General features: G+C 75.1%; 13 protein-coding genes. 4 read left to right on the top strand and 9 right to left on the bottom strand.

Going from position 1 to position 13,415, the window contains the following annotated elements; genetic code table 11:
- Positions 1 to 20 precede the first annotated feature (20 nt).
- Together ATL51_RS26235 and ATL51_RS26230 are read left to right on the top strand one after the other, a co-directional pair.
- Positions 21 to 731: an NUDIX hydrolase gene (locus tag ATL51_RS26235; RefSeq protein WP_100880248.1), complete on the top strand. Its 711-nt coding sequence runs from the start codon at positions 21 to 23 to the stop codon at positions 729 to 731.
- A gap of 13 nt (positions 732 to 744) precedes the next feature.
- On the top strand, positions 745 to 1,416 hold the full coding sequence (locus ATL51_RS26230) for an LON peptidase substrate-binding domain-containing protein (RefSeq protein ID WP_167410109.1): 672 nt from the start codon (positions 745 to 747) through the stop codon (positions 1,414 to 1,416).
- A gap of 2 nt (positions 1,417 to 1,418) precedes the next feature.
- Here ATL51_RS26230 and ATL51_RS26225 read toward each other — a convergent pair whose 3' ends face one another.
- Both ATL51_RS26225 and ATL51_RS26220 read right to left on the bottom strand, forming a co-directional pair.
- The gene (locus tag ATL51_RS26225) at positions 1,419 to 3,047 is read right to left on the bottom strand and encodes an ABC-F family ATP-binding cassette domain-containing protein (RefSeq protein WP_100880246.1); all 1,629 of its coding nucleotides are present in this window, start codon (positions 3,045 to 3,047) and stop codon (positions 1,419 to 1,421) included.
- A gap of 127 nt (positions 3,048 to 3,174) precedes the next feature.
- Complete coding sequence (locus tag ATL51_RS26220) at positions 3,175 to 3,711, bottom strand: type II toxin-antitoxin system PemK/MazF family toxin (RefSeq protein WP_100880245.1); 537 nt, start codon at positions 3,709 to 3,711, stop codon at positions 3,175 to 3,177.
- 81 nt (positions 3,712 to 3,792) lie between these two features.
- Here ATL51_RS26220 and ATL51_RS26215 point away from each other — a divergent pair, with 81 nt between their 5' ends.
- Positions 3,793 to 4,830, top strand: a complete 1,038-nt coding sequence (locus ATL51_RS26215) for a zinc-dependent alcohol dehydrogenase family protein (protein WP_100880954.1) — start codon at positions 3,793 to 3,795, stop codon at positions 4,828 to 4,830.
- Positions 4,831 to 4,886: 56 nt separating this feature from the next.
- Here ATL51_RS26215 and bsaP read toward each other — a convergent pair whose 3' ends face one another.
- The 7 genes from bsaP to ATL51_RS26180 form a co-directional block, all read right to left on the bottom strand.
- Positions 4,887 to 5,108: a biotin synthase auxiliary protein BsaP gene (gene bsaP / locus ATL51_RS26210; RefSeq protein ID WP_073573903.1), complete on the bottom strand. Its 222-nt coding sequence runs from the start codon at positions 5,106 to 5,108 to the stop codon at positions 4,887 to 4,889.
- Complete coding sequence (gene bioB / locus ATL51_RS26205; protein WP_073573904.1) at positions 5,105 to 6,112, bottom strand: biotin synthase BioB; 1,008 nt, start codon at positions 6,110 to 6,112, stop codon at positions 5,105 to 5,107. The genes bsaP and bioB overlap by 4 nt, the downstream gene beginning before the upstream one ends.
- On the bottom strand, positions 6,109 to 6,813 hold the full coding sequence (gene bioD / locus ATL51_RS26200; RefSeq protein WP_301549200.1) for a dethiobiotin synthase: 705 nt from the start codon (positions 6,811 to 6,813) through the stop codon (positions 6,109 to 6,111). The genes bioB and bioD overlap by 4 nt, the downstream gene beginning before the upstream one ends.
- Positions 6,810 to 7,991, bottom strand: a complete 1,182-nt coding sequence (locus ATL51_RS26195) for an 8-amino-7-oxononanoate synthase (protein ID WP_100880952.1) — start codon at positions 7,989 to 7,991, stop codon at positions 6,810 to 6,812. Before ATL51_RS26195 ends, bioD begins: the two co-directional genes overlap by 4 nt.
- 75 nt (positions 7,992 to 8,066) lie before the next feature.
- A complete protein-coding gene (locus ATL51_RS26190; RefSeq protein ID WP_020623876.1) occupies positions 8,067 to 8,456 on the bottom strand; it encodes a thioredoxin family protein in 390 nt (129 codons plus the stop codon).
- 47 nt (positions 8,457 to 8,503) lie between these two features.
- Complete coding sequence (locus tag ATL51_RS26185; protein WP_100880244.1) at positions 8,504 to 10,816, bottom strand: SulP family inorganic anion transporter; 2,313 nt, start codon at positions 10,814 to 10,816, stop codon at positions 8,504 to 8,506.
- A 279-nt stretch (positions 10,817 to 11,095) separates the two neighbouring features.
- On the bottom strand, positions 11,096 to 12,364 hold the full coding sequence (locus ATL51_RS26180; RefSeq protein WP_100880951.1) for an adenosylmethionine--8-amino-7-oxononanoate transaminase: 1,269 nt from the start codon (positions 12,362 to 12,364) through the stop codon (positions 11,096 to 11,098).
- A 110-nt stretch (positions 12,365 to 12,474) separates the two neighbouring features.
- Here ATL51_RS26180 and ATL51_RS26175 point away from each other — a divergent pair, with 110 nt between their 5' ends.
- Positions 12,475 to 13,404 carry a PaaX family transcriptional regulator gene (locus ATL51_RS26175; RefSeq protein ID WP_100880243.1) on the top strand — a complete coding sequence of 310 codons (930 nt, stop codon included), beginning with the start codon at positions 12,475 to 12,477 and terminating at the stop codon, positions 13,402 to 13,404.
- Positions 13,405 to 13,415 lie beyond the last annotated feature (11 nt).

Below are 13,415 nucleotides of genomic sequence, written 5' to 3'. Positions count from 1 at the left end.
GTCCGCCCTAGGCTGGCCCCGTGACACCGCCACCCGCCCTGCACGAGGTCCTCGCCGTCGTGCTCAGGATCCGGGAGGGCCGGGCGGGCGCCCTGCTCTGGCAGCGGGCCCTGGACCCGGACGCCGGACGCTGGGCACTGCCCGGCGGCACCCTGGGTCCCGACGAGGACGTCGAGACCTCCGTGCGCCGCCAGCTCGCCGAGAAGGTCGACGTCCGCGAGGTCGCCCACGTCGAGCAGCTGTCGGTCTTCTCCGACCCGGCCCGCGTGTCCGGGAAGCGCCGCATCGCCACCGCGTTCCTCGGCCTGGTCCCCTCCGACGCGGACCCCGAGCTGCCCGGGGACACCGCGTGGCACGACGTCGAGGACCTGCCCGCGACCGCGTTCGACCACGCCGCGATCGTCGCGGCGGGGCGGGACCGCCTGCGCGCCAAGCTGTCCTACACCAACCTCGGGTTCGCGCTCGCCCCCGCGGAGTTCACGATCTCGGCGCTGCGCGAGCACTACGTCGCCGCGCTGGGCCACGAGGTGTCGGCGACGAACCTGCAGCGGGTCCTCACCCGTCGCGGCCTGCTGGAGCCCACCGGGGAGGTCGTCCCGTCGGGCCGTTCCGGCGGCCGCCCGGCCGCGGTGTTCCGGTTCACCGACCGCGGGATGCGGGTCACCGACGCGTTCGCCGTGCTCCGGCCACCTGCGCGACCCGGCGGGCCCCGCGAGGGCGTACTACCGTGAGCCGGTGTCCGCCATGCTCCCGCTGTTCCCGTTGGGGACGGTGCTGATGCCGGGTGCGGCGCTTCCCCTCCACATCTTCGAGCCCCGCTACCGCCAGCTCACCGTCGACCTCCTCACCGGTGCCGTCCCCGACCGCGAGTTCGGTGTCGTCGCGGTGCGCGAGGGCCATTCGCCGGACCGCTCCGGGGCCTCCGGGATGCACGCCGTCGGCTGCACGGCGGTGCTCATCGACGCCCGCCGGCTGCCCGACGGCCGCTACGACGTCGTCACCCGCGGGGCCCGCCGCTTCCGGCTGCTCGACCTCGACACGGACTCGCACTCCTACCTCAGCGGCGAGGTCGAGTTCCTGCCCGACGACACCGGCGACGAGGCCGACCCGCGGCTGGTGGCGATGCTGGAGCGTTCCGCCCGCGCGGCGCACCGCGAGTACTGCGACACCGCGTGGCGGACCGGTGACTGGTCCGAGCCCGCCGACGACACCCCCACCGCCGACCTCGCGCACCTGCTGGCCGGGGACTGCCTGCTGCCCCTGGGCGACCGCCAGCTCCTGCTGGAGCAGACCAGCGCGGTGCAGCGGCTCCGGGAGATCCGCCGGCTGCTCGCCCGCGAGCGCGGCCTGCTGGAGACCCTGCGGGCGGTGCCCGCGCCGCTCGGGTCGTTCTCCGACGAGCACAGCCCGAACTGAGCTCACCCGCCGACGGCGAGGTGCGGCCCCTCCCAGCGCCGGCGCAGCCACCGGTCGTGCGAGGTGACGACGACGGTCCCCGGCGCAGTGCCGAGCGCCGACTCCAGCTCCCCGGCCAGCCGCAGCGAGACGTGGTTGGTCGGCTCGTCGAGCAGCAGCAGGTCCGGGGCGTCGGCGACGGCGACGGCCAGCGCCAGCCGCCGCCGCTGGCCGAGGCTGAGCTCTCCGACCGCGGTGCCGTGCTCACGCGGGTGCAGCAGCCCCAGCTCGCGCAGCGGGACGGTCTCCGCCCGCTCCGCGCCGACGGCGTCGGCGTAGGCGGTCGCGGCGCTGCGGTCGGGCGGGCCGACGTCGGGGTCCTGGGCCAGCAGCCCGACCCGGCGCGCCCGCACGTCCACGGTGCCCGCGTCCGGTAGGAGGTCGGAGTGCAGGACCGCCAGCAGGGTCGACTTCCCGGCCCCGTTCGGGCCGGTGACCAGCAGCTTCTCCCCCACGGCCAGGTCGAGCAGGCTGAGCCGTAGCCGTCCGTCGACCCGCAGGTCCCGCACGCACACGGCGAGCCCGCCGGCCGCGGCGTCGCCGGTGAGGTGCCCGGCGAACTCCAGCGGCCGGGGCGGCCTGCGGACCGCCTCGCGCTCGGCGGCCTCCAGGCGGCGCTGCGCGTCGTGGACCCGGCGGGCCCGGGTGCGTTCGACGCCCGCCCCCTTGAAGGCGTGGATGAACTTGTCGTTGTCGCGCGGGCCGCGCCCGGGGGCGATCGTCGACAGTCCGGCCCGCGCCTTGTCCCGCAGCGCGGCGATCTCCTCCTGCTCCGCGGCGAAGCGCTCCTCCCAGCGGCGGCGGCTCGCCGCGGCGGCGTCGAGGCACTCGGTGAACGAACCTCCGTACCGGCGCCCGCCGTACCCGTCGGTGCCGAGCTCGCCGGCATCGAGGTCGAGCAGCTCGGTGCAGACCCGGTCGAGGAAGGTGCGGTCGTGGCTCGCCGCGACGACGACGCCGGGCAGCTCCACCAGCGAGCGTTCCAGCAGCTCCAGGGCGGCATCGTCGAGGTGGTTGGTGGGTTCGTCGAGCAGCAGCACCGCGGGGCGGCGGACCAGGGCGGCGGCCATCGCGAGCCGGGTGCGCTCGCCCCCGGACAGGGTAGCGACCGGCCGGTCCCGCTCCAGATCGGCGACACCGAGCGTGCCCGCGGTGACCTCGGCGCGCCGGTCCGCGTCCCACGCGTCGTGGGCGATCGCCCAGGCCAGCACCCGGTCGTAGGCGGCGGCACCGGTGCCGTCGGCCAGACCGGCGGCCAGGCGCTCCAGCTCGGCGACGGCGTCGTGCAGCGGGCGCAGCGCCGCGTCGAGCAGGTCGCCCACGGTCCCTCCGTCGCCCAGGTCGGGTTCCTGCGGCAGGTACACCCGGTCCGCGGGAACCGTGAGCGTCCCGCCGTCCGGGGTGTCGAGGCCGGCGAGCAGCCGCAGCAGTGTGGACTTGCCCGAGCCGTTCTCCCCGATCAGGCCGACCCGGGTGCCCGGCGCGGCGACGAGGTCGACGCCGTCGAGCACCGGCGGACGGCCGGCGCGGGTGGCGTGGGAACGGACCAGCCCGCGGGCGGTGACGGCGTGGACCTGCTCGGTCGATGACATGACGACGACTCCGGTGGAGACGGAGGAGGACCGCAGGGGCGTGTGCCGCGTCCGCGGTCGAGGGGGTCGTCAGTGCCTCATGATGACGGCGACCGTACCGGGTGCGCCCGTGCGGCGCACCCGGGTTTCAGCGCCAGCCGTAGCGCGCCCGCAGCTCGTCCGCGACCCGGTCGAACCGTGCCCGGTCCAGCACCGCGCCCTCCCGGCGGATGCCGTGCTCCTCGACCTCCAGCACCCGGTCGAGCCGGATGTAGGAGTCGCGGCCCTCGCGGTCCCAGGCGCCGGAGCCGATCCCGACCCAGTCCGGGTCGTGGGCCCGCTTGTCCTGGCTGGACAGCATCAGCCCGAGCAGCTCGCCGGCCGAGCGCCCGACGACGAGCAGCGGCCGGTCCTTGCCCTGGCTCGCGTCCTCCTCGTAGGGCACCCAGGTCCAGACGATCTCGCCGGGGTCCGCGGCGCCGTCGGGCTCGGGGGCGTAGGCGATCCGGCGGGCGCGGTCGCCGGTGGGCGCGGTGCGCACCCGCCCGGCCGTCGGCGGCGGGCCGGGCCGGGCGCCGCCGCCGTGACCGCGCCGCGGGGCCCGTCCGTCCTTCTGCGAGTCCTTCAGGAACTGCACCGCCAGATCCGCGGCCTTGCGCAGCACCGAGCCCCAGTTGATCGCCATGCCGCCCAGCCTGCCGCACGTGCGGCACGTCACGACGACCGGGCGCGCATGAACGGTTCCGCATACGGGAAGGCCGGGGGCATGAAGGCGACTCTGATCCACGGCACGCACGACATACGGGTCTCGTCCGACGTACCGGACCCGGTCATCCGTGACGACACCGATGCGATCGTGCGCGTGCTGCGCTCCTGCATCTGCGGCAGCGACCTGTGGCCGTACAACTCGGCCGACGACAACCCGCAGGGCGACCGGATCGGCCACGAGTTCCTCGGCGTGATCGAGGAGGTCGGGTCCGGGGTGCGGAACCGCACTGCGGGCCAGCTCGTCGTCGCACCGTTCGTCTGGGCCGACAACACCTGCGACTTCTGCGCGCAGGGGCTGCAGACCTCGTGCCGGCACGGCGGCGGCTGGGGCTCCGACGGTACCGACGGCGGTCAAGGCGAGGCGGTGCGCGTCCCGTTCGCCGACGGCACCCTGGTCCCGATGCCGGGCGAGCCGGACGACGCGCTGCTCGCGTCGATGCTCACCCTGTCCGACGTGTTCTCCACCGGCCACCATGCCGCGGTCTCGGCGCGGGTCCGCCGCGGGGACACCGTGGCCGTCGTCGGCGACGGCGCGGTCGGGCTGTGCGCGGTGCTCGCGGCGAAGCGCCTCGGCGCCGAGCGGATCATCCTGCTCGGCCGGCACACCGACCGCACCGACCTGGGCCGCGAGTTCGGCGCCACCGACGTCGTGGCCGAGCGCGGCGACGAGGCGGTCGAGAAGGTGCGCGAGCTGACCGGCGGCGACGGCGTGGACGCCGCGCTGGAGTGCGTCGGCTACGTGGAGGCGATCCGCACCGCCATCGAGGTGACCAAGGACGGCAGGCTGGTCGGTCGCGTCGGCGTCTCGCAGTACTCCGACATCCCGCTCGGCGTCGGCGAGTTCATGCGCAACGTCGGCGTGCACGGTGGCGTCGCCCCGGCGCGCGCCTACATCGAGGAGTTGCTGCCCGACGTGCTGGAGGGCCGCATCCAGCCCGGACGGGTCTTCGACCGCACCATCGGTCTCGACGAGGTCCCCGACGGCTACCGCGCGATGAACGACCGCGAGGCGCTGAAGGTCCTGATCAAGCCCTGACCTGCGCGGACGCCGGCGCGGCCCCCGCCACCGCGGGGGCCGCGCGCGGCGGCGGATCAGGACGAGGCGCGCTCGCCGTGCCGGCTGCACCGGGCCGTCCAACCGACCGGGTGGACCTGCACCACCATCCGCCGTGCGCAGTCCGGGCAGAACCGCGGCGGCTCCAGCTCGCGCCGCGCCGCGCACCGGTCGTGCCCGGCCGCGGGGTCCGGCGACCCGCACTGGTCGCAGTACCGGTCCCCGTCCTCGCGGGTCGGCGTGCCCACCGGCGCCGTCACAGCGTCTCGTTGAGGGCCTTGATCGGCATCTCCAGCTCGCCGAGCAGGTCGATGTCGGACTCGGCCGGACGCCCCAGCGTCGTCAGGTAGTTCCCGACGATCACCGCGTTGATCCCGCCGAGCAGGCCCTTGCGGGCCCCCAGGTCGCCGAGAGTGATCTCGCGGCCACCGGCGAAGCGCAGGATCGTGCGCGGCAGCGCCAGGCGGAACGCGGCGACGGTGCGCAGCGCGTCCGGCCCGGACATCGGCTCCAGGTCCCCGAACGGGGTGCCCGGGCGCGGGTTGAGGAAGTTCAGCGGCACCTCGTCGGGCTCCAGCTCGGCGAGCTGCCCGGCGAACTCGGCGCGCTGGTCCAGGGTCTCCCCCATCCCGACGATGCCGCCGCAGCACACCTCCATGCCGGCCTCACGGACCATGCGCAGGGTGTCCCAGCGCTCCTCCCAGGTGTGGGTGGTGACCACGTTCGGGAAGTGGCTGCGGGCGGTCTCGAGGTTGTGGTTGTAGCGGTGCACGCCCATCGCGGCGAGCTCGCCGACCTGCTCGGCCGTGAGCATCCCCAGCGAGCAGGCGATGTTGATGTCGACCTCGTCCCGGATCGCCGCGATGCCGGCGGCGACCTGGGACATGAGCCGCTCGTCGGGCCCGCGGACGGCGGCGACGATGCAGAACTCGGTGGCACCGGTCTTCGCGGTCTGCTTGGCGGCCTCGACGAGCATCGGGATGTCCAGCCAGGCCGAGCGCACCGGCGACGCGAACAGGCCCGACTGGGAGCAGAAGTGACAGTCCTCCGGGCATCCGCCGGTCTTGAGCGAGATGATCCCCTCGACCTCGACGTCCGGCCCGCACCAGCGCATCCGCACCTGGTGGGCCAGCTCGAGGAGGTCGTCGAGACGGTCGTCGGGCAGGTCGAGCACCTCGCGCACCTGGGTGACGGTGAGGCCGCGACCCTGGTCGAGGACCTGGTCGCGCGCGACGGTGAGGACGTCGGTCCGGGCGGTCGTCATGCCCGTGGATCCTGCCAGTCACCCGGCTGGATCGGACCCAGTGTGTCCCGGGCCACCGCGGCGAAACGGTCCGGTGTCACCCGTCCGAGGCCCTCGGGCAGCAGGCCCCGGACCAGCACCCGGGTGATCATCGGCAGGTCCTGGAGGTTGCAGCGCTCGGCCAGGTCCGGCTCCGCCGGCCAGGACCCGATCACGATCCCCGCGCAGGTCAGGCCGCGCACCCGGAGTGCCTCGACGGTGAGCGCGGTGTGGTTGAGCGTGCCGAGCCCGGCCGCCGCGACCACCACGACCGGGGCGTCGAGCAGCCGGGCGACGTCGGCGAGGGTGCCGCCCTCGTCGGTGAAGCGGACGAGCAGCCCACCCGCACCCTCGACGAGGACGAGGTCGTGGTGGTCGGCCAGCGTCCGCGCGGTCACCGCGGCCTGCTCCGGGGTCACCGGGCGCGCCCCGCAGCGCCGGGCCGCGGTCGCCGGGGCCAGCGGGTCGGGGTAGCGGGCCAGCTCCCGGGTGGTGACCTCGGGGACGAGGCGGGCGACCTCGTCGACGTCGCCGGGGTCGTCCCGGCCGACCCCGGTCTGGGCGGGCTTGAGCACCGCCACCCGCTCCCCCGCCGCGACCGCGACGGCGGCCAGCGCGGCGGTGGCGACGGTCTTGCCGACCCCGGTGCCGGTACCGGTGACGACCACGAACCGCCCGGTCACGCCGGGGCCCCCGTCCGGGCGTCGGCGAGTACCTCGGCGAGCACGCCGGTCGCGAACGACAGCTGCGCCCCGGTCAGCCCGGCGCGGGCGGTGAGCCGCAGCCGGGACGTGCCCGGCGGGACCGACGGCGGCCGGAAGCAGCCCACCCGCAGACCGCGTCGCAGGCAGGCGGCGGCCGCGGCGACCGCGGGGCCGGGCTCGCCCAGCACCACCGGGACGACCGCGGACACCGGCACCGCCGCGTCGCAGGCGGCGGCGAGCGCACCGGCGACCCGCAGCACGTCCGCGGCCCGCTCGGGCTCGGAGGCGAGCACCCGCAGCGCGGCCAGCGCCGCGCCCGTCGCGGCGGGGGCGAGGCCGGTGTCGAAGATGAACGAGCGCGCGGAGTCGACCAGGTGCGCGGTGACCGCGGCCGGGCCGAGTACCGCACCGCCCTGGCTGCCGAGCGCCTTGGACAGGGTCACGGTGGCGACGACGTCGTCCGCCCCGGCCAGCCCGGTCTCGGCGAGCAGGCCGCGCCCGCCCGGACCGCGTACCCCGAGACCGTGGGCCTCGTCGGCGAGCAGCACCGCGCCGCGGGCCCGGCAGACCCGGTGCAGCGCGGCGAGCGGGGCGAGGTCGCCGTCGGCGGACCCGACCGAGTCGGTGACGACGAGCGCGCGGGTCTCGGTGCGGGCGGCCAGCGCGGCGTCGACGGCGTCGACGTCGGCGTGCGGCACGACGACCACCCGGGCCCGGGAGAGCCGGCAGGCGTCGACCAGGGAGGCGTGCGCGGCGCCGTCGGACACGATCAGCGCGCCGGGGCCGGTCAGCGCGGTGACCACCCCGAGGTTGGCGGTGTAGCCGGAGGAGAAGACCAGGGCGTCGTCGTGTCCGCAGAACGCGGCGAGCTCGGCCTCCAGCTCGGCGTGCAGCGCGGTCGAGCCGGTGACCAGCCGTGACCCGGTGGCGCCCGCACCCCAGGTGCGCAGCGCCTCGGTCGCCCCGGCGACGACCCGCGGGTCGGTCGAGAGCCCGAGGTAGTCGTTGCCGGCGAGGTCGAGCGCGGGCCCGCCCGCGGGACCGGCCGGACGCGGGGACAGCCTGCGGCGCAGACCGGCCTCGGTTCGGGCGCGGGCGTGGGTGTCGAGCCAGGCCAGCGGGCGGGGTCCGGGCGGCGTCGGGTCGGGGCCGGTCACGCCCACACCCTAGGCACGACGGAGCCCCGCCCACCCTGGGGTGTGCGGGGCTCCGTGGGTCGTGCGGACGCCGGGTCAGGCCTGCGGCGCCTCGCCCTGCTGCTTCTCCTGCTCGGCGACGGCGGCACGGACCTCGTCCATGTCGACCGCCTTCACCTGGCCGATCAGGTCCTCGAGGGCCTCGGCGGGCAGCGCGCCCGGCTCGGAGTAGAGCACCACGCCGTCGCGGACGGCCATCACGGTCGGGATCGAGGAGATCCCGAACGCGCCGGCCAGCGCCTGCTGGGCCTCGGTGTCGACCTTGCCGAAGGTCACGTCCTGGTGCTTCTCGGAGGCGGCGTCGTAGACGGGGGCGAACTGGGTGCACGGCCCGCACCAGGACGCCCAGAAGTCGATGAGCACGGTCGTCCCGGGCGCGCCCACGACGTCGTCGAAGTTGTCGGTGGTCAGTTCCACGGTGGCCATACGGTCCCCAACGACGTCGTGGGTGCGGATTGTTCCCGGATGCGGGCTCAGACCTTCAGCAGCCGGCGGGCCGCGGCGGCGGTGACCCCGTGCCCGTGTCCGGCGGCGATCCGGTCGAGGTCCGAGCCCCCGGCGCCGAGGTCGGCGCGGGGCTCGACGAACCGGCCCGCGTCCTCGTCGAGGACGAGCACACGGGCGCTGCGGATGTCGTAGAACAGGCCCAGCACCTCGGCGCCGGAGTCCTGCGCCCGCAGCATCTCCAGCTGCATCGTGACGTTCACCATCGCCAGCTGGTCGGCCTCGCCGAAACCGTCCCGCGCGGCGGCGACGGCGACCGGGTGACCGTTCTCGTAGGCACGCAGCACCGGCCGCGCCTCGCGCAGCCACTGGCCGAGCGCGGAGTCCCCGTTCGCGCCGCCGGCGAGCAGCCCCTGCATCGCGCCGCAGCCGGAGTGGCCGCAGACGGCGACGATCGGGACGTCGAGGGTGCCGGTGGCGAACTCGACGGCGGCCGCGGTACCGGGCCCGACGACGAGGTTGCCGACGTTCTGCACGGTGAACACGTCGCCCGGACCGCTGTGGGTGATGACGTGCGGCAGCACCCGGGAGTCGGCGCAGGTGATCATCATCGCGGACGGGGACTGCCCGTCGGCGAGCCCGGTCATGGTCGGGAGGATCGCCTCGGAGGTGTTGTCGTGGTACGCGGCGACGCCCGCCATCAGCGTCCCCGACGCGCGCCCCTCGGTCTCCCTGCCCTGCCACTCGCCCCAGGTCAGGAAGCCGGCGCCGGGCGCGGTGGCGCGGCGGGCCTGCTCGGGCTCGATCACGGTCACGGTGGCGCCGGTGCCTTCGTGGCGGGCCTTCCAGGCGAGCAGGTGGTCGTAGGCGGCGTGGTCGAGGTAGTCGGTGACCAGCCGGACGGTGACGTCGCAGCCGCGCGGGACGGAGTTCAGCTCGCGGGACAGCCGCGGCACGGCCAGGAAGCTCAGCGAGCCCTCGACGACGAGCTCGCAGCTGCCGTCGTCGGCCTGCTCCAGGTGCGGGCGGGACCGGACGGCGCGCCAGAGCAGCATCAGCCCGGCCAGGACGAGCCCGAGGACGACGCCCTCGAGCAGGTTCAGGAACACGACGCCGAGCAGGGTGGCGGCGTAGATGGCCAGCTCACCGTGCTGCCGCGCGGTGCGGATCTCGGCCGGCTTGACCAGCCCGACACCCATCATGACCAGCAGACCGGCCAGCGCGGCCATCGGGATGAGCTCGATGACGCCGATCAGCACGATCGCGAACAACGCGATCCAGACGCCGTGCAGCACCGCCGACGCGCGGGTCTCGGCACCGGCCTTGACGTTCGCGGCGGACCGGACGATCACGCCGGTGATGGGCAGGCCGCCGATCATGCCGGAGACGGTGTTGGCCGCACCCTGGCCGAGCAGCTCGCGGTCGGTGTCGGTGCGGGTCCCGGGCCTCATGCGCTCCACCGCGACGGCGGACAGCAGCGACTCGACGCTCGCGATCAGCGCGATGGTCAGCATGCCGAACAGCACGCCACCCCAGTTCGACTCCGGCAGCGCTGGCAGCGACAGCGCGTCCAGGAGCGAGCCCCCCAGCTGCACCCGGACGACGTCGGCGAAGGCGAGGGAGACGACGGTGGCCGTGACGATCGCGACGAGCGCGGCCGGGACGACGGTCAGCTTCGCGGGCAGCCGGTTCCAGGTCAGCATGATCGCGATGACGATGCCGCCGAGGAGCAGCGCGGGCCAGGACAGGTTCGCGATCGCGCCGGGCAGCGCGGCGATCGAGTTGACGCCGCCGGTCTGCGCCTGACCACCGAACACGACGTTCAGCTGGCCGAGGGCGATGGTGGCGCCGATGCCCGCGAGCATGCCGTGCACGACGGCGGGCGGGATGGCCTGGGCGAACCGGGACAGCCGGGTCAGCCCGAAGACGATCTGCAGGACACCGGCGCCCGCGGTGATCAGCGTGGTGACCTGCCAGCCGAAGGTGTTGACCAGCTCGGCGACGATGACGGTCAGACCGGCGGCGGGACCGGAGACCTGGAGCCTGGAGCCGCCGAGCAGACCGGCGACGACGGCACCGACGACGGCGGCGATGAGGCCGGCCAGGATCGGGGCGCCGGAGGCGACGGCGATGCCCAGCGAGAGGGGTACCGCCACGAGGAACACGACGATCGAGGCGGAGAAATCCGCCCGGGCGTGCGGGAACGTGCGGCCGAACCAGGAGCCGCCCGGCGGCGAGTGCTCACCGCGGCCGGACTCGGCCGGGGCGTGCTCGTGGTCCTCCACACGGTGTTCGGTGTTACTGGTGGGGCTGGTGGTGCTGGAGTGACTGCGCGTGGGCACCGGATCCTCCGTGTCGGTCCGTGGGGGGCGCCGGACCGCGACGGTGCGGTCGACTGAGGCGGGTCGCGCGGTGCGCGACCGGCGGAGCGGGTGCGGCCGACCGGACGAATGCGATCGGCCGACACCGTTTCACCCCGACCACGGAAACGGATCATGATGAGAGCGCTTCTCATCGTTTCGGACGTCCACGACGAAACGCCCGGTCAGCGTCGTTCACCTCTGCGTAACGTGAGGTGGAACACACCGAAGTCCACCGGATCGGTGGTCCGGATCACGGTCTCAGCGCTGGTCCCGCTGCCCGGCAAGGGCTGCGGCCCGCATCCCGGCGGCGATCAGCGCCACGTCGTCGCGGCTGCTGACGAACGGCGGCATCGCGTAGACGAGGTTGCGGAAGGGCCGTAGCCAGACCCCGGCGAGCACCGCGGCGGCGGTCGCGGCGGCGACGTCGACCTCCTCGGCCATCTCGACGACACCGATCGCGCCCAGGATCCGGACCTCCCGCACGCCCGGCAGCGACCGGGCGGGGGCCAGCCCGGCGCGCAGCCCGGCGGCGACGTCCTTCACCTCGCGCCGCCAGTCACGTTCGAGCAGCAGCGACACCGAGGCGTGGGCGACGGCGGCGGCGAGCGGGTTGCCCATGAACGTCGGCCCGTGCATGAGCACACCGGCCTCGCCGTCGGTGATGCCGCGGGCCACCCGGGTGCTGCACAGGGTCGCGGCCATCGTCAGGTAGCCGCCGGTCAGCGCCTTGCCGACGCACATCACGTCCGGGGCCACGGCGGCATGGTCGGCCGCGAACAGCTCGCCGGTGCGGCCGAAGCCGGTCGCGATCTCGTCGAACACGAGCAGCACGTCGTGGGCATGGCACAGCTCGCGCAGCACGTGCAGGTAGCGGGGGTCGTGGAAGCGCATCCCCCCGGCGCCCTGCACCACCGGCTCGACGACGACCGCGGCCAGCTCGTCGGCGTGGGTCTCGACGAGCTCGGCGAGATGGGCGACGTAGTCGTGGGTGAAGTCCTCGGGCGGGGCGTCGGCGAACACCTGCTGCGGGAGGACGTCGGACCAGAGCGAGTGCATGCCGCCGTCGGGGTCGCAGACGCTCATCGCGCCGAACGTGTCGCCGTGGTAGCCGCGCCGCCACGTCATCAGCCGGTGCTTGCCGGGGCGGCCGCGGGACCGCCAGTACTGCAGGCACATCTTGATGGCGACCTCGACCGACACCGAACCGGAGTCGGCCAGGAACACGTGCTCCAGCCCCTCCGGGCTGACGTCCACGAGCAGCCGGGCCAGGTCGACGGCCGGGCCGTGGGTCAGGCCGCCGAACATCACGTGGCTCATCCGGCCGAGCTGGTCGCGCACCGCCGCGTCGAGCCGCGGGTGGCGGTAGCCGTGGATGGCCGACCACCACGACGACATCCCGTCGACGAGCTCACGGCCGTCGGGCAGCCTCAGCCGCACCCCCTGCGCGGACTCCACGACGATCGGCGCCCGGGTCGCCGGCATCGGCGCGTAGGGGTGCCAGACGTGGTCCCGGTCGGTGGCGAGCAGTGCCCCCGTGTCGAGCGGGGATCCGGAGAGGGTCGGGTCCGGGACACGCCCGGGGCCTGCGGTGGTCACGGACGCCCACGCTAGTGCCGACCCTCTACGCTGGCCCGACCATGGCCACGCCCGACTCCGTGTACGAGCCGGAGGGGCCCGACGGGTCGGCCCTGCGCCGTCGCGAGCTCGGGCAGACCTCCGCCCGATCGTTGCTGCTCACCGTGCTGGGCGAGTTCGTCCTCCCGGCCGGGGAACCGGTCTGGACCCGGGCCCTGCTCGACGTGCTCGGCGCGCTCGGGGTGGAGGCCAAGTCGGCCCGCCAGGCGCTGGCCCGCACCGCGGGCGAGGGTCTGCTGACCTCCGACCGCGACGGCCGCCGGGTCCGCTGGTCGCTCACCCCCGCCGGGTCGGAGCTGCTGTCCGACGGCGCCGCCCGCATCTACGGCTTCGGCCGTCCGACGACCGGCTGGGACGGCCGCTGGCTGGTCCTGCTCGCCTCGGTCCCGGAATCCCGCCGGCGCCTGCGCCACCGGCTGCGCACCCGGCTGGCCTGGGCCGGGCTGGGCTCCCCCGCCCCCGGGGTGTGGGTCAGCCCCGACCCCGGCAAGGAGGCCCAGGTCGCGGCGGTGCTCGACGAGCTCGACCTCGCCGGGTCCGGGTACTCCTTCGTCGGGCACTACGGCGGCATCGGCCGCGCCGACGACATCGTGGCCCAGGCCTGGGACCTCGACGTCGTGGAACGGGCCTACTCGGAGTTCCTCGACGAGTTCGGCCCCCACCTCGACCCGGCCTGCGACGCGTCCGCCGCGGCCGCCTCCGATCGCGGGGCCGGCGCGTCCGACGCCGACGACGGCGGCGACGTCCTCGCCCGCCAGGTCCGTCTGGTCCACGCCTGGCGACGGTTCCCGTTCCTGGACCCCGAGCTGCCCGCCGAGCTGCTGCCCGAGCAGTGGGCCGGGTCCCGCGCGGCGGAGCTGTTCACCACGCTGCACGAGCGCTGGGACGCCCCCGCCCGCGCCGCCTGGGCCGACCTGGCCCGCCGGGCCTGAGCCCTGCCCAC

This window comes from Pseudonocardia alni (genome assembly GCF_002813375.1).
GTDB lineage: Bacteria > Actinomycetota > Actinomycetes > Mycobacteriales > Pseudonocardiaceae > Pseudonocardia > Pseudonocardia alni.
The sequence above is the reverse complement of the archived record's forward strand: the minus strand, read 5'-3'. Positions and strand labels throughout refer to the sequence as shown.